The sequence below is a fragment of the Acinetobacter sp. YH01021 genome (genome assembly GCF_013420255.1).
Taxonomy (GTDB): domain Bacteria; phylum Pseudomonadota; class Gammaproteobacteria; order Pseudomonadales; family Moraxellaceae; genus Acinetobacter.
This window is the reverse complement of sequence record NZ_VOYO01000007.1, coordinates 55,796-75,766: the sequence shown is the minus strand read 5'-3', so window position 1 is coordinate 75,766 and position 19,971 is coordinate 55,796. Positions and strand designations below refer to the sequence as shown.

Sequence of the window (19,971 nt, the reverse complement as noted above, 5' to 3'; positions counted from 1 at the left end):
TATTTTAAGAATAAATCAAAGCAAAATTAGCTCATCTATGTTGCAGTGCTGAATTACTATACATTTTCAAAGCCTTGGCATTTTTAAAACTAAAAAAGACCACCTATAAAGGTAGTCTTTTATCAGGAACCTCGACCGAAGAGTTTAGACGGTAATGTCCTCATTCTGCTGTTGGTTATTACGCTCCCAGATTTTTTCATGGAAGAAGAAAGCCACTGCCTGTACCGTTGGTTCTAATAAACTCAAGGCAATCGCCATCGTCAGACTGCCAGTCACCAAATAACCCACAATCATCGCTACGGTAATATGCATAATGTAGTAGCTGAAAGTCTTTTTAAACATGCGCTGGTTATTGTCTACAAAGCGTTGAATATGTGCCATGTCGAAGTTCCTCAAAATCATCATCTCTGTCGATGAAGAAATAATAATAATTCTCATTTAATTTGTAAAAACGAATATTTTTAATAAATTAATCGGAAAATTAGATTTATGAAAATAAAGTGAAAGTCTGATTTGATTCAGCTTTTAAAAGATTCCAAAAAGTTTTTTAACTGATAAAAATGATAAATTAGATTTATGTGATTGCAGCGATATAATCAAAATCAGAGAAAGAATTTACCCAGTCCAGTGGAGTACATCGACATGGCAGGCGCAACCCAAACAGCAAAAACATTATATGACAAATTGTGGGACGACCATTTAGTAACGCAACGTGATGATGGTTCTGCCTTACTGTACATCGACCGTCACTTATTACATGAAGTGACTTCTCCACAGGCCTTTGAAGGTTTGCAACTGGCCGGGCGCCAGCCATGGCGTTTAAGCGCGAATATTGCCACACCGGATCATAACGTACCGACCTCGAAAAAAGAGCGTGAGCAGGGTGTTGCCGGAATTGAAGATGAAACCTCGCGCATCCAGGTGCAAACTTTGGATGACAACTGCAAGACCTTTAATATTGTTGAATTTGATATTAATGATATCCGTCAGGGCATCGCGCATGTGGTCGGGCCGGAGCAAGGCTTGACCTTACCGGGCATGACGGTGGTGTGTGGTGACTCGCATACTGCAACACACGGTGCTTTTGGCTGTTTGGCGCACGGGATCGGGACATCCGAAGTTGAACATGTATTGGCGACCCAATGCCTGGTTCAAAAGAAGATGAAAAACATGTTGGTACGCGTTGATGGCAAATTAGGCCAGGGCGTGACACCGAAAGATGTGGTCTTAGCCATTATTGGCAAGATTGGTACCGCAGGCGGTACTGGTCACGCGATTGAATTTGGCGGTCAGGTCTTCCGTGACATGTCGATTGAAGGTCGTATGACCGTGTGTAATATGGCGATCGAAGCCGGTGCACGCGTGGGTATGGTTGCTGTGGATGACAAAACCATCGAGTATGTTAAAGGTCGTCCTTATGCGCCAACTGCGGAACAGTGGGATCAGGCGGTAGCGTACTGGAATACATTGCATTCGGATGAATGTGCATATTTTGATACGGTGGTCGTGTTGCAAGGTGAAGAAATTGAGCCGCAAGTGTCTTGGGGAACTTCTCCTGAGATGGTCATTCCAGTGTCTCAAGCAGTACCAACTTTAGAACAAGCCAAAGACGATGTACAACGCAATGACTGGAACCGTGCTTATCAATATATGGGCTTAAATGCCGGTCAGGCCTTGGCTGAGATTCAACTGGATCGTGTCTTTATCGGTTCGTGCACCAATTCGCGTATTGAAGATATCCGTGCTGCAGCCGAAGTGATCAAAGGTCGTAAGGTCGCATCTTCAATCAAACAGGCGATGGTGGTTCCGGGTTCTGGTCTGGTCAAAGCTCAGGCAGAAGCGGAAGGTCTGGACAAGGTATTTGTCGAAGCAGGCTTCGAATGGCGTGAACCAGGTTGTTCAATGTGTCTGGCGATGAATGCAGACAAGTTACAACCGGGCGAGCATTGTGCCTCGACTTCGAACCGTAACTTTGAAGGTCGTCAGGGCAATGGCGGTCGTACCCATCTGGTGAGTCCAGCCATGGCAGCCGCTGCTGCGATTGCAGGTCACTTTGTTGATGTTCGTTCATTTTAATTGGTACGTAGGAGCACATACATGAAAGCTTATACCGTTGAACAAGGTATCGTTGCACCTTTAGACCGTGCCAATGTCGATACAGATTTAATTATTCCAAAACAGTTTTTGAAATCAATCAAACGTACCGGTTTTGGTGACAATTTATTTGATGAATTACGTTATCTGGATGAGGGTTATCCGGGTCAGGACAATTCAGTTCGTCCGATCAACCCGGACTTTGTCTTGAACCAGCCACGTTATCAGGGCGCATCTATTTTAATTTCACGTGCCAACTTTGGTTGCGGTTCTAGCCGTGAACATGCGCCGTGGGCCTTAAGTGAATACGGTTTCCGTACTGTCATTGCGCCAAGCTTTGCCGATATCTTCTTTAACAACTGTTTTAAAAACGGTATGTTGCCCGTGATTTTGGCTGAAGAGATTGTTGAGCAGTTATTTAAGGAGTGTGCGGCAGATGAAGGCTATCAACTGACCATTGACTTGCAGGCACAAGAAGTTCGCACCCCTACAGGTGAAAGCTTTAAGTTTGAAGTTGATCCATTTCGCAAGCATTGCCTGTTAAATGGTCTGGATGATATTGGCTTAACTTTGCAGATTGCGGATGATATTCGTGCCTATGAAGAAAAAACCAAACAATCGCGTCCTTGGGTATTTGCCGAAATTCATGGATAAATCAGTAAAAATTGTCATGGCATGACTGCGATGCCCTTGCTAATATCGGAAGATTATTGAGTTTTTTGATTGGGTAAGACAGACATTATGGCGAATTATTGGAAACAGTGGCTTGCTTTAAGTGCAGTATCGGTGCTGTTGACTGCATGTCAAAGCATCGACACGATGAAACTCAAACATGCCAAAGCAAGTACTGAGAGCAAAAGCAATGCCCTGATTTACTGTACAGGGACACCGGATTGCCAGTTCGAACGCTTCAACCAGACCATCATTGTCAATGCAGACAATGGCCGCATCAGTGATGAAGCGCTGAAGCAGAAACTGGTGCGCTTGCAGGCCAAAAATTTAAATCAGGCCAATCCGATTTATTTATCCGTGCCGGCAGGACAGCATGAACTGGTCGTGCGCTTTTATCCGATCAGTAAGGATAAAGCGGAAACTTTACATGTGTTTCATCGTTTTCAGGCCAATAACCGCTATAGCTTAAAAATGTTTCGTGACCGTAGTGCGCGTAGCAGCAGTTTATTAAATGCTTCGGCGCCTGATCCGCTTTGCGTAGATCTGGTACAAGAGCAAAAAACCATTCGTCGTTTTTGCAAACCCTATAATGCAGTCACCGGGATTGCAGAGTTTGTAGAAAAGAAAATTTAACCTCTGTCAGGTCTGAATCTGACGTTTTAAACGGAAAATCTCATGTCTAAACAAATTTTGATTTTAGCTGGTGACGGCATCGGTCCTGAAATTGTCAAAGCGGCAGAGCAGGTACTGACTCGTGTAAATGAAAAATTTAATCTTGATTTGACATGGGAACAGGGCTTACTCGGTGGGGCTGCCATTGATGCGCATGGTTCACCATATCCAGACGTAACGTCTGAACAGGCCAAAAAAGCCGATGCGATTTTACTCGGTGCCGTGGGCGGTCCAAAATGGGATACGATTGAGCGCTCAATTCGTCCGGAACGTGGTTTATTGAAATTGCGTAGTGAACTGAACCTGTTTGCTAACTTGCGTCCAGCGATTCTCTATCCACAATTGGCTGATGCTTCAAGCTTAAAGCCTGAAATCGTAGCAGGTCTGGATATTCTGATTGTGCGTGAATTAACCGGTGGTATTTACTTCGGTCAGCCACGCGGTATTCGTGAACTGGAAAATGGCGAGAAACAAGGCTATAACACTGATATTTATTCAGAGTCTGAAATCAAGCGTATCGCCAAAGTCGCTTTTGAAATGGCCAACTTGCGCGGTGGTAAAGTGTGTTCAGTGGATAAAGCCAACGTGCTTGAAGTAACTGAGCTGTGGAAACAGACGGTCACTGCGCTGAAAGAAGCCGAATATCCTGAAATTAATTTATCGCACATGTATGTCGACAATGCCGCAATGCAATTAGTGCGTGCGCCAAAGCAGTTTGATGTGATTGTAACTTCTAACCTGTTCGGTGACATCCTGTCTGATGAAGCTGCGATGTTGACCGGTTCAATCGGCATGTTGCCATCGGCATCTCTGGATGAAAATGGCAAAGGCATGTATGAGCCTTGTCATGGTTCTGCACCAGATATCGCCGGTCAAAACCTGGCAAATCCATTGGCAACGATTCTTTCGGTGGCGATGATGCTGCGTTATACCTTCCGTGAAGAAGCCGCTGCTAAAGCCATTGAAGATGCAGTAGGCCAAGTCTTGGATCAAGGCTTGCGTACGGCAGATATCATGTCTGAAGGCATGCAAAAAGTCGGTACGGTTGAAATGGGTCAAGCAGTCGTTGCTGCATTGAACTAAGCCTGTTTTGATTCAAAAAAACGCAGCCTTGAGCTGCGTTTTTTTATAATAGAAATTCCAAAGCTTAAACCCCTTAACAGGTTCGGCCTGTGGTGCGTACCGCGGTCGCAATATTATCTTTGAGTAAGAAGGTGATTTTACATTGCAATTTGACGTCGTAGCCGCCGGCAGGACTTACTGAGACAGGAATCGGTACAGTGCCTGTCCCTGTGGCAGGAAACTGCGCTACAGGCAAAGGAATGGTAATGGGGCGTTGTACCACATAGCTTAATTGCTTGGCGCTGCGTTCAGGCCCACTGATCTGCTGGTAACCTAAACGTTTTAGATCCAAAGTTTGATCGATCAGTTGGCTGCTTTGCCCAATGAACTGTTGTAAATAGGCATCACGCTGTGCAGTCGTTGAGGAGGTTGTGGTGCATGCACTAAGCAAACCCAAGGCTGTGCAGCATGCTAAAATCAGTGTGAACTTCATGAGTTGTCCTCACACCAAATAAAATGAGTGTAAGCGCATTCCATGCAAAAATACTGTTGTGATTTGATACACGGTAGAAGTTTAGCGTGGTGAGGTTGATCCCTGATTTAATTAGATACAGGCTTTGAACTCGATGAGTACAGCTTAGCAAGCTCTACCGGTATAGCGGATGGCTTGAACAATTTCATTTTTTAGGTCAAACCAGATTTGGCATTTCATCTCAATGTTATAACCACCATTTGAGGGCATCGGCATTGGTGCACCGATCGAGATACTCTGACTAATATTCGGCGTGGCCATCGGAATATTCATATCCCGAAAAATAGTGTAGCTGAGAGATTCTGCGGTTTGAATCGGTTGCTGGGAGGTCTTGAATCCCGTTGCGCGAAGATCAAGCTGGCTACGAACCTGTGCTGCAGTTTGACCCACATAAGGTTGTAGAGACTGATGCAGATGCTGATTGCCGCCGGTAGCGCACGCAACGAGAAACAAGCTGGAAAGTAGGGGTAAGCATTTCATATTCATTGTTTTTATACGTGTTGTTTTAATTCAATGAATAGTTGTGAATTTATAGGCCTGTGTCAAATTATTTTATTGATTGATAAATAATTCAAGTAATAAAAAAGCCACTAAAAGTGGCTTTTGCTTGCGCTAAAACTTAGCGTGCACGATATGTGATACGACCTTTAGTCAAATCATAAGGTGTCATTTCAACCTTCACACTGTCGCCAGTCAAAATACGGATATAGTGTTTACGCATTTTACCAGAGATGTGGGCAATCACTTCGTGACCGTTCTCTAAACGTACACGGAACATAGTATTAGGAAGCGTCTCGGTGACAACGCCTTCGAACTCGATGAGTTCCTCTTTATTGGCCATAGCCTACCTGAATGAATAAATTGGAAAGGCGCAAATTATAGTCAATTTTTTTGCAAAATACAAGACGAAACGGGCGTTAGACTGATCATCTGCCAGTAAAATAGGCGAACTGTCACGATAATTTTTTTAACTAAAAAGACACCTGTTTCTGTTGTCAGTTTGGTCAATCACAGTTAATCTAAAATTAATCTTTTTAAGTATAAATGAAGTACATACAAGGAAGGCTTTTGAGTGAGTCAGCTAACGGATGCATCAGTCGTATTGCGTTTAGGCTATCAGGCGATTCGTCGTGCGGGGTTGCCAACAGAAGAACTTTTGACCAAAGCAGGAGTGGCTTTAAATCAGGTGGAAGCCAATGACCGTACCCCGCTGAGTGCCCAATATGCCTTTTGGGTGGCGGCAGAGGAAGTCAGCAAGGACCCGGACATTGGATTGCATCTGGGTGAGCACCTGCCACTTTATCGTGGTCAGGTCATTGAACACCTGTTTGTTTCATCTGAAAATTTTGGTGAGGGACTGAAACGTGCTTTGGCTTATCAGCGACTGATCAGCGATGCCTTTGCTGCCAAATTAGTGATTGAAGATGATCGCTGCTATTTAACCAATGGTGAACAGCCTTTTGCTGAGAGTCTGGTCAATCGTCATTTTACTGAATGTGCTATGTCAGGTGTACTGCGTTTCTTTAAATTTATTACCGAAGGGCGTTTTGAGCCGATTTATATCGATTTTAATTTTTATAAAGGGGCACCTGATGATGAATACTTCCGGGTTTATGAGTGTCCGGTCAGTCTAGGTCAGAAAGAAACTCGTTTGTATTTCGATCCGACTATCCTGGAATATCCGCTGTGGCAGGCTGAACCTGAGCTGTTGCAGCTGCATGAGCAACTGGCCATTGAAAAGCTACAGGAACTGGCAAGATATGATCTGGTCGGTGAAGTCCGTCGTGCGATCGGCTCTACTTTGGAGAGTGGTGAAACCACACTGGAAACTGTAGCAGCACAACTGAATATCACGCCACGCCGTTTGAGAACGCAACTGAGTGAGGCACATACCAGTTTTCAGCAGATTCTCTCGGATTATCGTTGTCGTCTGGCCAAGCGTTTGCTGGCGAGTACCAATGAGAGCGTCGAGCGGATTGTCTATCTGACCGGTTTTTCCGAGCCAAGTACCTTCTATCGTGCCTTTAAACGCTGGACCAATGAAACGCCAGTGGAATATCGGAAGCGGAAGCAGCGTTAAAAATCCCTCCTAACCTCTCTTTAAAAAAGGGAGGAATTCCCCTCCTTTTAGGAGGGGTTAGGGGAGGTAAATATTCTAAAAAATTTAAAAACTATTCCGGCATATTCAGCCAATGTGGACCTAAGGGTAACTCCGGTAATTCAAACTGCGCCGGATAGTCAGCATGAATAAAATACAAACCATCTGCTGGTGCAGTCACGCCTGCGGCTTTACGATCTTCGGCAGCGAAAATAGTATCAATATGATCGGCAGCGTACATACCCTGACCAATTTCCAGTAAACAGCCCATGATATTGCGCACCATATGGTGCAGAAAGCCATCGGCTTGAATATCCAATACCAGATATTGACCATGCTGAATCAGGTGGCAATGGCTGACATGACGAACGGGCTGATTGGACTGACAGGCTGCGGCGCGGAAGCTTTCAAAGTTATGCGTGCCTTCAAACTTTTTCGCGGCGTATATCATCTGTTCAACATCAAGCGGTGCATAGACATGGGTGACCTGTTTATGCAGCAATGCCGGGCGTACAGGGTGGTTGTAGACCACATAGCGATAGCGGCGCGCCTGTGCCTTAAAACGGGCATGGAAGCTGTGATCCATTTCTTTGATCCACTGGATCGAGATGTCTTTAGGGAGTTGGCTATTGCAGCCCATCAGCCAGCCACGTTCAGAACGCACGGCATCAGTATCAAAATGTGCCACCATGTTGGTCGCATGTACCCCGGCATCCGTGCGGCCGGCACCCTGTAGGCTAATCGGTTGATCGGCAACTCGGCTCAGGACCCTTTCAATGGTTTCCTGTACGCTTGCAACTCCCGGCTGTTGAGTCTGCCATCCCCGATAATGCATCCCACAAAACTCAATTCCCACCGCAAAACGCTGCATAATGACCTCAAACCTTATTGATCGTACCAATGACGATGCCATTGCTCTACAGTGTCGTATTGTAAATACATTTTCAGGGCTTTTGCATACAGATCCGCATGTCCATAACTTTCATTCAGCAAAATTTTGCAGTGATTGACCCATTCGGCAATAGCATAGCGCTGATCCGTCGCACCAAAAGGCACTTGGGTGGTCAAGACGGAAATGCAGCCCTGCTCATAGAGTTGATCAATGAGCGCAATCATGGTGTCATTGACCGCCAGGTTGCCAGTGCCAAAACCTTGCAAAAATAGAAAATGCGGTGGTCGAGCCAAGAGGTTGTTCAAGTTATTCAGCTGCTGAGCCAGATCAATCGGCTGCATCATGATGCTCATGCAGTTGAATTCAGCCGCTTTCGCAATATCTTCTACCTTGACCTGATAACACGGTTGATGGGTCTGGATTGCGATATTGGCCTCAAGACCTGCAAAGGCATTTAACTCGGTAGTATGCTGTTTCAGTGCAGTTTGCGCATGTAGCAGCTGATGATGGAATGCCAGATAGACTCCGGCGCTACAGGTGCTGACCGAATCTAATGCAAATTTCAGGTTATCCAGGGCATCGCTAAATTCACGCTGTTCATTGTCTTGAGCATTCAGCAACGGATATTGGCTACCGGTCAGTACCACATGCGCTGAGTTTCCAATAAAATGTGCCAGTACTGCACTGGCATAACTCAGCGTATCTGTACCGTGAATAATCACAAAATGCTGGATCTGCCGCGATTGCAATTGCTGAATAAATTGCACCAGTTGCAACCAGTCGGTTGCTGTACAGGCACTACTGTCCTTAATGGCGGGTGCATGATGGCATTCGATAAAATACTGCTCTGCAAGTATCTGTTCGAGTTTTGGAAGAAATAAATCAGCAGGCATCGGTGCAAGAGGGTCTCCCACACAGCCGAATGTACCGCCCATATAAATTAATGCAATATTTTTTATCATAAAAAAAGCAGCCAATTATTGACTGCTTTAGTGTAAATCGAAATGCATCAAGATGCGATTTGATTCAGTAATTGCTCGGCTCGCTGTTGTTGCTCAGGAGTATATTCAGCTTCTCGCTCTGAAATGACTTCACGGGCAGCGGCATAGGCACCGAGTTGAATATATTGCTGGGCAAGATCAAGATTGAGACTTGCTTCATTAACATCCAGTAATTCCGGGAAAGATTGCACCAGAGGATCATGTTGATTGATCGCTGTCTGAGCTGGCGTAGTAGGTGCTTCTGGCGTGGTTTCCAAATGATCTAATTTGAAATCCATTCCGGATAGATTGGTTTGTACAACCGGCTCTGCCACAGGTGCTGCAGCTGTTAAACTGGACAGATCAAACTCAGTCGCTGGCACAGCCGTTTTTTCAGCTGCTGGTACAGGTGTGTCAAGTGAGAATGAAAAATCTAGAGGCTTGATTTCCTCACTCACAGTTGGCGCTGTTTCTACTGGAGCAGGCTGTTCCAAATCCAGTTTAAAGTCTAAGACAGGTGCCGTTTCTGTTACTGCTGTAGTTTGAATATCTGTAGATGTATCCTTAAATTCAAAATCTACAGAAGGAGCAGCAGGTACAGGAGCCTCTTCAGCTTTTGGTGTTTCTACTTGGGTAGTCTTTGGTTCAAAATTAAATTCAAGTGGCTGAATATCTGCTACAGGTTCTGCAACAGGGGCCAGCTTGCTTGATTGAAAGTCCTGCTGCAATTGTTCAAATACCAGTTCATTTGAAGGAGTCGGTGCAACCAGATCGGCAAAAGCATCCGAAGTTGAAGCAGCTTCTTGCGCAGAAGAAGTTTTAGGCTGGGCACTTGGAAAATCAATGGTATCTTGTACAGCAGATGAAGATTTTTCGAATTCACGCTGTTTTGCTTCAGCTTGTGCCAGAATCTCATCTAAATGCAAAGAACGGATATGGTTGAGCAGCTGTGAAATTGCAAATTCATCTTTTTGTAAGATATGAATATCTAATAACAGCAGATAAAGCTCATGCTGGGAATTATCCCGATTCAGTGCCTGGTTAATCTGTGCTTCGGCCGCAAAAAAATTACGCTCTTGAATCAGGCCTTCAATTTTCTTGCGTGTGTCTGCTGATAATGGCGTTGCTGATTTTTTTGTGACCCCGACTGGCTCCACCACTTTGGTTCTTTGTGGGGCAGCTTTTGAAGCAGAGCCAGTTTTTTTCGCTTTTACCGTTTTAGTTTTTGCTTTATCTGATTCTTGAGCATCTTGTCGTTTTTTAAAGACAATTAATACGATGATCAATATCACTAATGGAATCACATAAATCAGCATGTTTTACCCCTTGGGGATAGAGTAGTTTAAATTCGCCTATCCCAATAAATCGTCATGTGTAACTTTTTAATTAATTGGCTTCTTATCTGCTTGTTGGGCTTTGAGCTGTTGTTGTAGCTGGGCCAGACGCGCATTTAATAACTGAATTCTGTGATCCTTCTGATTGAGTGCCAATTCTAATTCAGTCACGTTTCTCTGTAATTTAACGGTTTTTTCTCGGGCTGTCATAACTTTTAATGACAATTCCTTTGATGTTTGATTGCGTTCTGTGTTCTGGTTTGCAGAAACTTGCCCAGAATCGTGCTGGTTCTCAGCCACCAGGCTCATTTCTGCCTGATTCAAACGGTATTTTGTTTTGCCAGCAGGCTTAGACGGTAGCTCGGTTTGCTTTGCTGCAGTGACTTTAATGGGCGCAGGTGCAGGATGAGTCGTATTTAAGTTCAATGCAGCACCCTTGCGTAGACGATCGGCATTTCCTCCGATAAAGGCATGCTCATTGTCTTTTTTGATTTGCTGCATGACTTCATTGACCGGGCGCTGCTGCTGTTGAGCAATTCGTGAGGCAATTCCCCACAGTGACTCATTGGATTGAACTACATAAGTAGGTTGAGTCTGATTCAGAGTTGCTTTGACTGGTGAAGCTTTTGTAGTAACTGGAGCTGGAGTTTTCACCGGATTAGCTGATCCAGTTGATTTTCTGGCTTGTTCCTCAGCAAATTTTTTCACCAATGGATCACTGGAAGCAGTTTGATGATCAGAATGGGACTCTACAGCTTTCTGCATATTTGCTTTATTTGGTGCTGATGCACTTTGATTTGCTGGTATCGTACTGGTTGGTTTGTTTGTAGTCGAGGCTGCTGCAGGAGCCGGCGATGCAAGAGTTGCTTGTGAGGTCTTTACTGAATCTGAAAGCGCCGCTGCAGTTTTAACTGGGGCTTGAATATCGGGTGCAGTTACAGCCTCGCTTTTAAGCACAGGCGCAATCGCTTGCGCCTGAATCGCTGGACTTGATGTCATTACAGCTGGTGCAAATGCAGTTTTAGGAATGGAAATATTCGATAATACAGGTGGTGCTGTGCGTTGCAATGCCAATGGCTTTTCTAAAACCGGTGGCTTATTTGAGGCAGCGGAAGCTGCTGTACTGTAATGGCTACTTACGGGTAAGTTGAGTGCAATATCTTTTTCACTGACGACGACAACTGGTGCAAGCGGGCGTTCATTCTGTTTGAGACTAGCTTTTAATAAATCAGTTTTAGCTTGTAAGGGCGTACGGATATGTTGCAGACGTGCAGCATTGCCTTCCTTGATTTTGACAATAATATTCAGCTCGCGCTCTGTCATGGGGCGAGAAGAAGTAATAGTAATAACCCCGGTGCCATTATTGCTGCGCCGAGTAAAAAAGTTCAGATGACCAGGTGGCTGATGCGATGCACCTATCGAGAGTAAATCTTCAGGTGAAGCCAGACTGACTTCAATCGGCAAATTGATATCAGACTGCCGAAAAGTCATTTCTGCGTAGAGTAATTCCCCTGGGGCAGACTGAATCTGAACCGGATCTACATTAATCGCATAAATATTTTGTGAAGCGACAATGGCTAAAATGGCAAGCTTTAATTTGTTATATACAGTCATCTTAATCGTGAGCTCAGTCATTATCGCATAGCGAAAATTATAGATTAACGGGATGTTTGTTTTTTGTAAAATACTTACGCAATAGTTACATAAAAAAGCCGATCAATAAAGATCGGCTTTTGGCTTTATATCCAAAGGATATTAGGCATTTTTATAATCAATCAGAATACGCAGCATACGGCGTAACGGCTCAGCGGCACCCCAAAGCAACTGGTCACCTACAGTGAATGCACCCAGATATTCTTTACCCATGTTCAGCTTGCGCAGACGGCCTACTGGAACGCTTAAAGTACCTGTTACAGCAACAGGCGTCAGATCAGTCATCGATGCTTCACGAGTATTTGGAACCACTTTAGACCAGTCATTGGCACGTGCAATGATGTCTTCGATTTCATCCAAAGGTACATCTTTTTTCAATTTCAGGGTTAATGCCTGAGAGTGACAACGCATGGCACCAATACGCACACAGTGACCATCAATCGGTACGATCTGCTGATTGCCCAGAATCTTGTTGGTTTCAACCTGACCTTTCCATTCTTCTTTCGACTGGCCGCTTTCCAGCTGCTTGTCGATATAAGGAATGAGTGAGCCAGCCAAAGGAACGCCAAAGTTTGCAGACGGGAAGCCTTCACCACGTTGTAATTCAGCAATTCTAGAGTCGATATCCAGAATTGGAGAACGCGGATCATCTAGCAACTCTTTGGTATTGTTATATAAATAACCCATACCATTGATCAGTTCACGCATGTTCTGTGCGCCTGCACCTGAAGCGGCCTGATAGGTCATTGAAGTTGCCCATTCCACCAGATTGTTCTGGAACAGACCGCCCAAGCCCATCAGCATCAAGGAAACTGTGCAATTACCGCCGACAAAAGTCTTGGTGCCTTTGACCAGACCGTCTTTGATCACATGCATGTTCACCGGATCAAGTACGATGATGGCTTCATCATCCATACGTAAGGTCGATGCTGCATCAATCCAGTAACCGTTCCAGCCTTCAGCTTTCAGTTTCGGGAAAACTTCAGAGGTATATTCGCCACCTTGACAGGTAATAATGACATCCATTTGCTTCAGACTGTTAATGTCTGATGCATCCATAAGTGCTGGGGCGGTCTTACCGCCAAATGCCGGCGCTTCACCGCCTGCATTACTGGTAGAGAAATAGAATGGCTCAAAATGAGCAAAATCATTCTCTTCAACCATACGTTGCATAAGGACGGAACCAACCATCCCGCGCCAACCGACCAGACCTACTTTCATGTCACTTTGCCTCGGTGCGTTAAAAAATCAAAAGGGATTCGAGTGTACCAAAAAGGGACTCAACTGCAAGAGCTACACAATCAAAACATCAATATTCTTGAGAGAAATATCTGCTTTATGATACATACAAAATTGATAACGTCATTTTTCTTTTAGAAAAAATAATAACTTAATTAAGAGCGCAGTTTATGATATGGGTTATCCAAATTCTGGCAATCATTGTCATTTGGTTAAGTTTTTGGTCACTGATACCACGCGATGAATGGTGGATTCGGGGTGCGGATTTTCCACGCTTACAAATTCTGGTATTGGGCTTTATCGCCTTTATTCTTTTTCTCCTGGTTGATCATCCCTGGAACTGGTTGAATCAGCTGCTTTTTATCGGTCTGATGGCAGCTTTGGCCTATCAGTTGAAAATGGTATTGCCCTATACCTTTATCTGGAAAAAACAGGTCAAGCAGGTCAAGCATGATCAGCTGGATCCGCAACGTCAGATTTCCCTGGTCGTTTCCAATGTACTTACTACCAATACCAAATATCATTTACTGATCGAGCAGATCCAGATTCATCAGCCAGATCTGGTTTTGACTCTGGAAACCGATCAAAACTGGCAAAATGCACTCTCGGTGATTGAAGCTGATTATCCTTATCGCGTGCCTGTGCCTTTGGATAATCTGTATGGCATGCATCTATATAGCAAGCTCGAACTGAGTGAAACTGAGGTTAAATTTATTCTGAGTGATGAAATTCCCTCCATTCATACCACGGTGATTTTACGCTCAGGACAACCGGTACAGCTCTACTGTCTGCATCCCAAACCACCCAGTCCGATCGAGGCCAAGGATTCTACCTTGCGTGATGCTGAACTGCTGATTGTCGGTGATCAGATTAAAGATCTGGATGAAAGCTGTATCGTCATGGGCGATCTGAATGACGTGGCCTGGTCACGTACCACACGCCTGTTTCAACGCATTAGTGGGCTGCTGGATCCGCGGGTAGGACGTCATTATGTGAATACTTTTCACGCAGATTATCCTTTTTTCCGCTGGTCGCTGGATCACGTCTTTCATAGTACCGATTTTGCCTTGGTACACATGGAGCGTTTACCGCATGTAGGTTCTGACCATTTTCCGGTCTTTCTGGTATTACAAACCGGTCGGGTATTCGAGCATATTCAGGAAGAATTAGAACAAACTGATAAAGATGAGCAGGAAGCACAAAAAGCCATTGAAGAGGGCATTCAGAAAGCAGAGAAAGAGGAAAAAATAGTCACTGATGAAGTTGCCCTGGCTTATAAAGAAGGGGGCAAAATCTCATAGGTTTTTAGAAGAAAAGTGTACGATATTGCTTACAACAGTTTACGCTTCTTGCGAATGGGCAGGGGTTGGGAATCTGGGTATTCTAGGTTTATCAGCACAGGGAGTCGAGAAAGGATATTCTCATAAGGAAGACGAAGCTGAATGAAAACATCATGGATATGATGCTGAAAGGGAAATCACAAAAAAGCAGAACGAATTATAATATGTGAAAGCACAACCTCATTAACCCGAGTTTTACAGGATGTAGAGCTCGGGTTAAATTATTTCAATTACTTAAACATGATTTTAAGCTATAGCCCTTCAAATTCCGTGATCAAATCGATTTAGTAAATTGATTTATAACCTTCAGGGCGAGTCTTAAAACGGCGGTGGAACCACATATATTGGGTCGGTGCGATGCGCAACTGCTGCTCAATCACCCGGTTCACGCGAGTGGCATCTTCAACTTCATTCTCACTAGGGAAGTTTTCCAGTGCCGGTTCAATGAGCACATGGTAGCGCGGATTGTTAATATCGCCATGACGGTAGAAATATAAAGGAATTGCAGCCGCTTTGGTCATTTTCAGTAAACGGCGATGTGCGGTTACAGTCGCCGCAGGCACGCCAAAAAAAGGTGCCATCACGCCTTGTTTTAAACCATAATCCTGATCCGGACTGTACCAGATCGCATGGCCATTTTTCAGGTTACGTACCAGACCGCGCATATCATCATGGTCAATCTGATTGGCATAAATTGTGGCGCGACAACGGTAAATCAGCATGTCCAAAAGTGGATTATTCTGCGGACGATAGACCACATCCGGTTCAAAATATTGTGCGCAAAGATAACCACCCGCATCGAGCAAAGTTGAATGCGTGCCTAATAACAGCATGCCTTGGCCTGCGGCTTGTGCCTTCTGAATATGTTCCAAGCCTTCAATACTGACGCGGCCCTGAAACCATTTCGGACTGTACCAGGCATTCAGCGTCTCAAACACCCCCAGCATTTGATCGATAAATACCTGACGGGCATTGTCCTGTACCTGCTTTTCAGACCATTCGGGAAAGCAGACTTCTAGATTACGCAGCGTGGTTTCACGGCGTGATTTCAAGTATTTAAAAGAAAGGTGGCCCAGCAGGGACGCCAGACGATGCTGAATGGCCCAAGGTAAGATCGCCAGAATCATCAGGAAAATAATGCCTAGCCATTTGCCCCAATATTGAGGTAACAGGAATGACCATTGAAATTCACCGGGTTGATATGCAGGCTGAGTACTCATAAAACAATTTAGGGCCAAAAGATTAAATGCAGTCTAACAGAGAAGATTATTGAAATAAAAAAGCATCTGTACGAATACAGATGCTTTAGTAAAAGCTCGGGGAATATTTAGCCGTTACTTAGGTTGTCCAGTTCTTCCCAACGCTCTAATTTTTCCAGTAACAGCTCATCAATTTCGGATAAGCGTTTAGACAGTTTCAGTGCTTTATCGGAATCAGTCACAAATAAAGAGCCATCAGCCAGTTGTGCATTGATCTCGACCTGCTCTTTTTCTAGCGCTTCCATCTCAGCTGGAAGCTGTTCGAGTGCACGCTGGTCCTTGTAGCTAAGCTTAACTTTCTTGGCAGCGACCGGTGCCGCCTCAGCTTCTGCTTTGGCCATGGCTTTTTTCACGGCACTTTTTTGGTCAACCACGGTTTGATCCGGGCGCTGTTCAAGATAATCCTGATAACCGCCGACATATTCGTCGATATTGCCCTTACCATCAAAGACCCAAGTGGATGTTACCACGTTGTCCATAAAGGCACGGTCATGCGAGATCAACAGCAGGGTGCCTTTGTAGCCGCCCAGCATTTCTTCCAGTAACTCTAAAGTCACCATATCCAGGTCGTTGGTTGGCTCATCCATCACAATCAGGTTCGATGGTTTCAGCAAAAGTTTCGCCAGCAAGATACGATTGCGTTCACCACCCGACAAAGCTTTGACTGGTGTACGGGCACGTTCTGGCGAAAACAGGAAATCTTGTAAATAACTATAGATATGACGACGGTTACCATTCACATCCACGTGGTCAGAACCTTCTGAGACGTTATCTTTAACAGATTTTTCCAGATCCAGCGCATTACGGAGCTGGTCGAAATAGGCCACTTCTAACTGCGTACCGGTCTTCACCGTACCGCCATGTTCTAGCTCGCCCAGAATGGCTTTAATGAGGGTAGTTTTACCGACACCGTTATCACCGACCAGACCGATACGGTCGCCACGGAGGACCAGTGCAGAGAAGTTGTTGATGATCGGTGCATTGTCACCGAATTTCACACTCAGGTTCTCAATTTCAAACACCAGTTTGCCTGAGCGGTTGGCATCCTGAGTCGCCATCGTCACTTTACCTTGTTGCGAACGACGTGCTCTAGATTCTTCACGTAATGCTTTTAGGGCACGGACACGACCTTCGTTACGGGTACGACGGGCTTTAATCCCTTGACGGATCCAGACTTCTTCCTCAGCCAGCTTTTTATCGAACAGCGCATTTTGCTTTTCTTCAGCTTCCATTTGCTGGGCTTTCAGGTCTAGATAACGTGAATAGTTACCTTCATAACTACGCAGTTGACCACGATCCAGCTCAACAATACGGGTGGCAATGCTGTCGACAAAGGCACGGTCATGCGAAATGAACAGCAGGGTCAAATTGTTTTGATCGAGCAGGAATTTTTCCAGCCATTCGATACTTTCAACATCTAAATGGTTCGTCGGTTCGTCGAGTAACAGCACATCAGGTTGGGTAAGTAAAGCACGTGCCAGCAAGACACGACGTTTACGACCACCAGACAAATCGGCAAGATCTGCATCCGGGTCCAGACCCATTTTGCTTAAAATCGAATTGACCTTGGTTTCCAGCGCCCAGCCATCCAGCTGATCCATTTTGTGTTGCAGGTTGCCCATACGATCACAGGCGTCCATGTCACCGAGTACACAGGCTTCACTGGCAGCATGATAAGCACGCAAAACTTCCGATGCTTCACCGGCACCATCTGCCACGATATCAGCCACTTTACCTGAATCCATCGGTACATCTTGCGCCAGCATGGAAATAGTAATGCCGTTTTGTAATGAAACTTCGCCGTTGTCAGGCAGTAAACTTCCTTCAATCAGCTTAAGTAAGGTAGACTTACCCTCACCATTACGGCCAATCAAACACACTCGTTCGCCGCGTTCCAAGTTAAAATTCGCGCCGTCGAGCAGGGCGGGTCCACCAAACGCAAGTTGGACATCCCTAAGGGTAATATAGGCCATAATGTTTCCTGAAATCCCCAATGAGGACTTTAAATGACTAAACAACAAAATCTAAATGATCAGGCGTCATTTTCCGCACCCATTGAAGATTTGCAAGTGCGAATTGCATTTTTAGACGATTTAGTTGAACAGTTGAATGATCAGGTGGCCAAACAGACCCTGGAAATTGCTGATCTGAAAAAGCAAATGACGCTGTTATATCAACGTGTTGAGTCTTCAGATCTGTCTGAAGGCATAGCAGAATTTGATCCGGTTGCAGACCGACCACCGCATTATTAATTTGCAACCAATGATTTAATCAACAATAACCCTTAGCTGATCTAAGGGTTTTTTATTGAAAAATAAAAATGAGTCAATCTATAAGATGATAAAAAGAGAAGTATTTTTGTTTTGAATGGGCTTTTAAATTGCCTTAAACACGCATATAAAAGTAATAAAGTGCAACGCGATGATCAAGTGCAAAAGAATTTTCCTGTTGAAAACAAACATTCGCGCTTGCAAACAGATTTCTTGCCGGCATTTCATAAAATGCAGTTTGGCCCTCTGCCGAAACAGGGCTGCACCCATTCAGCCATAAAATTATTTGACCTTTCACTCACTTCCTACTCTAATACCGGCTCTCAGGTACATTCCGGAATTGCGTCCCATGCACCCAAAAGTTGTTCTACTCGACCTCGAAAATAATTTCCCTACAGCCAAGTTAATGCGTGAGATTGTGGCGCATTATTCGACTTTATATCTGTTTAGCTGTGCCGGAAAATTTGAATTCTCCTTAGAGGATTTAACCGAGCTTGCCGGCTGGATTAGCAGTGGTCAGGTGGTGGTACTGGACACGCCTGAATCGCCACAAAAAGAATATGAATATGCGGTCATTGTCGGTCAGCTTATGGCGCTACTGGAGCCGGAAACCGAGGTTGAATTGATCTCGGCGATGGACAGCTGCGAGATGTTGCAGCAGATGCTGCAAGCTTCTGATATTCCGTGTCACCTAATTCAGATTCAGCCTGATGAGACAAATATTCCAACCGATCAACCTAAAAATCATCTTCCGAGTCTGGATACCATCAAGAACAAACCTGCCTTGCAACTGGTGAAAAAATACTGTGATGCGTTAGGGAAAATGAGCGGCAAACCGAATACGGTGGAAACCCTAAAAAACTCAGTGGCGAATATTCTGCAAGTGATGCCGGTAAAAGCTCAGCATGTGGTCGGCATGTTGATTAACCTGAAAATCGTCAAACGCTATGATGAGCAAATCAGCTTCCGCAAAAAAGTTTTGAAACAATGGCTGCAACTCAATCTGGATGAACAAAGCCCGGTTGAAAATCCAAAACTGGATCAGGTCATTTCCCAACTGAAGGCAGAAGAAGCTCCAGTTGAATCTGAAATACTCAAGTCACCAATCCAGTCGGCACAGCAAGACCTGTTCAAGAACTTTGGCCGGATCGATCCGGTACAACTGGAAGTGGCGCGTAAACTGCGTGAATTGCAGGGCGATAAACCCAAAGACATTTATGAGCTGCGTGATTTACTGGAACAGTTATTTCCAAAATCGGACATCCGCTTGCTGCTGAAGGAGTTGATCGAGAAAGGTTATATTTACTGGAATGGTCACGAAATTTTATATAGTCATGAAATGTTCCTGAATTAATTTTATCGTGCAAACTTGCGTTTTATATTGTGCTTATGCAACTCTAATAATAGAACATAAAGGTTGAACTATGGAAAACACTGGAATCTGGGTGACGGTGGTCATCATCATTTTCGTCATAGGGTCGATTTTCGGGTTGCGCGTGAGCCCCCGAGAAAAAGCCTTGGGCCTGATGCGTGACAAAGCCCGTAAAATGGGTTTGCATCCACGTCTGGTGGTGGCACCGGACTGGACCAAAATCCCGAAGGCGACTGAAAGTCGTGCCAGTATGGTCGCGTACTACAGTGTGCTGATGCCAGATGCGCGTTTGCCCTTGATGCGCGCCCGTGTTGTCGATAATAAACTCGAAATCGTGCAGGGTGATGAGAAATTTAAAGATTTTCCCATTGCATTAAAAGGCATTTATGCTATTGATATGCAGGCCAACTGTGTCGGCATGTACTGGGATGAAGAAGCTGATTTAAGAGCGACCCAACTCGACGACATCAAAGCACTGTTACACGCTTTGGCTGAACTTTAA

Annotated in this window: 20 protein-coding genes; 9 read left to right on the top strand and 11 right to left on the bottom strand. The window is 44.8% G+C overall.

Going from position 1 to position 19,971, the window contains the following annotated elements; genetic code table 11:
• Positions 1-144 precede the first annotated feature (144 nt).
• Positions 145-381 (bottom strand): DUF2061 domain-containing protein, encoded by a 237-nt coding sequence (locus tag FTT86_RS07410; RefSeq protein WP_005107971.1) that lies wholly within the window; start codon positions 379-381, stop codon positions 145-147.
• Between the two features lie 261 nt (positions 382-642).
• On the opposite strand from FTT86_RS07410, the gene leuC reads away from it, so the two are divergent.
• The 4 genes from leuC (at position 643) to leuB (ending at position 4,521) form a co-directional block, all read left to right on the top strand.
• A complete protein-coding gene (gene leuC / locus FTT86_RS07405; RefSeq protein ID WP_085064240.1) occupies positions 643-2,076 on the top strand; it encodes a 3-isopropylmalate dehydratase large subunit in 1,434 nt (477 codons plus the stop codon).
• Positions 2,077-2,097: 21 nt separating this feature from the next.
• Entirely contained in the window at positions 2,098-2,748 is a 651-nt protein-coding gene (gene leuD / locus FTT86_RS07400) for a 3-isopropylmalate dehydratase small subunit (protein WP_085064239.1), read from the top strand.
• Positions 2,749-2,835: 87 nt separating this feature from the next.
• Positions 2,836-3,399 (top strand): hypothetical protein, encoded by a 564-nt coding sequence (locus FTT86_RS07395; RefSeq protein WP_180180915.1) that lies wholly within the window; start codon positions 2,836-2,838, stop codon positions 3,397-3,399.
• A 42-nt stretch (positions 3,400-3,441) separates the two neighbouring features.
• Positions 3,442-4,521 (top strand): 3-isopropylmalate dehydrogenase, encoded by a 1,080-nt coding sequence (leuB, locus tag FTT86_RS07390; protein WP_180180914.1) that lies wholly within the window; start codon positions 3,442-3,444, stop codon positions 4,519-4,521.
• A 73-nt stretch (positions 4,522-4,594) separates the two neighbouring features.
• On the opposite strand, the gene FTT86_RS07385 is transcribed toward leuB, so the two are convergent.
• The 3 genes from FTT86_RS07385 to infA form a co-directional block, all read right to left on the bottom strand.
• On the bottom strand, positions 4,595-4,993 hold the full coding sequence (locus tag FTT86_RS07385) for a hypothetical protein (protein ID WP_004729461.1): 399 nt from the start codon (positions 4,991-4,993) through the stop codon (positions 4,595-4,597).
• A gap of 144 nt (positions 4,994-5,137) precedes the next feature.
• Complete coding sequence (locus FTT86_RS07380) at positions 5,138-5,518, bottom strand: hypothetical protein (RefSeq protein ID WP_005250613.1); 381 nt, start codon at positions 5,516-5,518, stop codon at positions 5,138-5,140.
• A gap of 133 nt (positions 5,519-5,651) precedes the next feature.
• The gene (gene infA / locus FTT86_RS07375; RefSeq protein ID WP_001284370.1) at positions 5,652-5,873 is read right to left on the bottom strand and encodes a translation initiation factor IF-1; all 222 of its coding nucleotides are present in this window, start codon (positions 5,871-5,873) and stop codon (positions 5,652-5,654) included.
• Positions 5,874-6,104: 231 nt separating this feature from the next.
• On the opposite strand from infA, the gene FTT86_RS07370 reads away from it, so the two are divergent.
• Entirely contained in the window at positions 6,105-7,112 is a 1,008-nt protein-coding gene (locus FTT86_RS07370; RefSeq protein ID WP_005107962.1) for an AraC family transcriptional regulator, read from the top strand.
• Between the two features lie 91 nt (positions 7,113-7,203).
• Here FTT86_RS07370 and truA read toward each other — a convergent pair whose 3' ends face one another.
• The 5 genes from truA to asd form a co-directional block, all read right to left on the bottom strand.
• Positions 7,204-8,001: a tRNA pseudouridine(38-40) synthase TruA gene (truA, locus tag FTT86_RS07365; protein ID WP_005261726.1), complete on the bottom strand. Its 798-nt coding sequence runs from the start codon at positions 7,999-8,001 to the stop codon at positions 7,204-7,206.
• 14 nt (positions 8,002-8,015) lie between these two features.
• Positions 8,016-8,984 (bottom strand): asparaginase domain-containing protein, encoded by a 969-nt coding sequence (locus FTT86_RS07360; RefSeq protein ID WP_180180913.1) that lies wholly within the window; start codon positions 8,982-8,984, stop codon positions 8,016-8,018.
• 47 nt (positions 8,985-9,031) lie between these two features.
• A complete protein-coding gene (locus FTT86_RS07355) occupies positions 9,032-10,318 on the bottom strand; it encodes a fimbrial protein FimV (protein ID WP_180180912.1) in 1,287 nt (428 codons plus the stop codon).
• A 66-nt stretch (positions 10,319-10,384) separates the two neighbouring features.
• Positions 10,385-11,971 carry a hypothetical protein gene (locus tag FTT86_RS07350; RefSeq protein ID WP_085064236.1) on the bottom strand — a complete coding sequence of 529 codons (1,587 nt, stop codon included), beginning with the start codon at positions 11,969-11,971 and terminating at the stop codon, positions 10,385-10,387.
• Between the two features lie 120 nt (positions 11,972-12,091).
• Entirely contained in the window at positions 12,092-13,210 is a 1,119-nt protein-coding gene (gene asd / locus FTT86_RS07345) for an aspartate-semialdehyde dehydrogenase (protein ID WP_005245919.1), read from the bottom strand.
• A 188-nt stretch (positions 13,211-13,398) separates the two neighbouring features.
• Between asd and FTT86_RS07340 the strand changes: the two genes are divergently transcribed.
• Positions 13,399-14,529: an endonuclease/exonuclease/phosphatase family protein gene (locus tag FTT86_RS07340; protein ID WP_180180911.1), complete on the top strand. Its 1,131-nt coding sequence runs from the start codon at positions 13,399-13,401 to the stop codon at positions 14,527-14,529.
• A 323-nt stretch (positions 14,530-14,852) separates the two neighbouring features.
• Here FTT86_RS07340 and FTT86_RS07335 read toward each other — a convergent pair whose 3' ends face one another.
• Positions 14,853-15,788: a hypothetical protein gene (locus FTT86_RS07335; protein WP_005261737.1), complete on the bottom strand. Its 936-nt coding sequence runs from the start codon at positions 15,786-15,788 to the stop codon at positions 14,853-14,855.
• Positions 15,789-15,895: 107 nt separating this feature from the next.
• Positions 15,896-17,800, bottom strand: a complete 1,905-nt coding sequence (locus FTT86_RS07330) for an ATP-binding cassette domain-containing protein (RefSeq protein ID WP_005261739.1) — start codon at positions 17,798-17,800, stop codon at positions 15,896-15,898.
• 33 nt (positions 17,801-17,833) lie between these two features.
• Between FTT86_RS07330 and FTT86_RS07325 the strand changes: the two genes are divergently transcribed.
• The 3 genes from FTT86_RS07325 (at position 17,834) to FTT86_RS07315 (ending at position 19,971) form a co-directional block, all read left to right on the top strand.
• Positions 17,834-18,079: a SlyX family protein gene (locus FTT86_RS07325; RefSeq protein ID WP_004278477.1), complete on the top strand. Its 246-nt coding sequence runs from the start codon at positions 17,834-17,836 to the stop codon at positions 18,077-18,079.
• A gap of 367 nt (positions 18,080-18,446) precedes the next feature.
• Positions 18,447-19,451 (top strand): hypothetical protein, encoded by a 1,005-nt coding sequence (locus tag FTT86_RS07320; RefSeq protein WP_005261740.1) that lies wholly within the window; start codon positions 18,447-18,449, stop codon positions 19,449-19,451.
• Positions 19,452-19,521: 70 nt separating this feature from the next.
• The gene (locus FTT86_RS07315; RefSeq protein WP_004647398.1) at positions 19,522-19,971 is read left to right on the top strand and encodes a hypothetical protein; all 450 of its coding nucleotides are present in this window, start codon (positions 19,522-19,524) and stop codon (positions 19,969-19,971) included.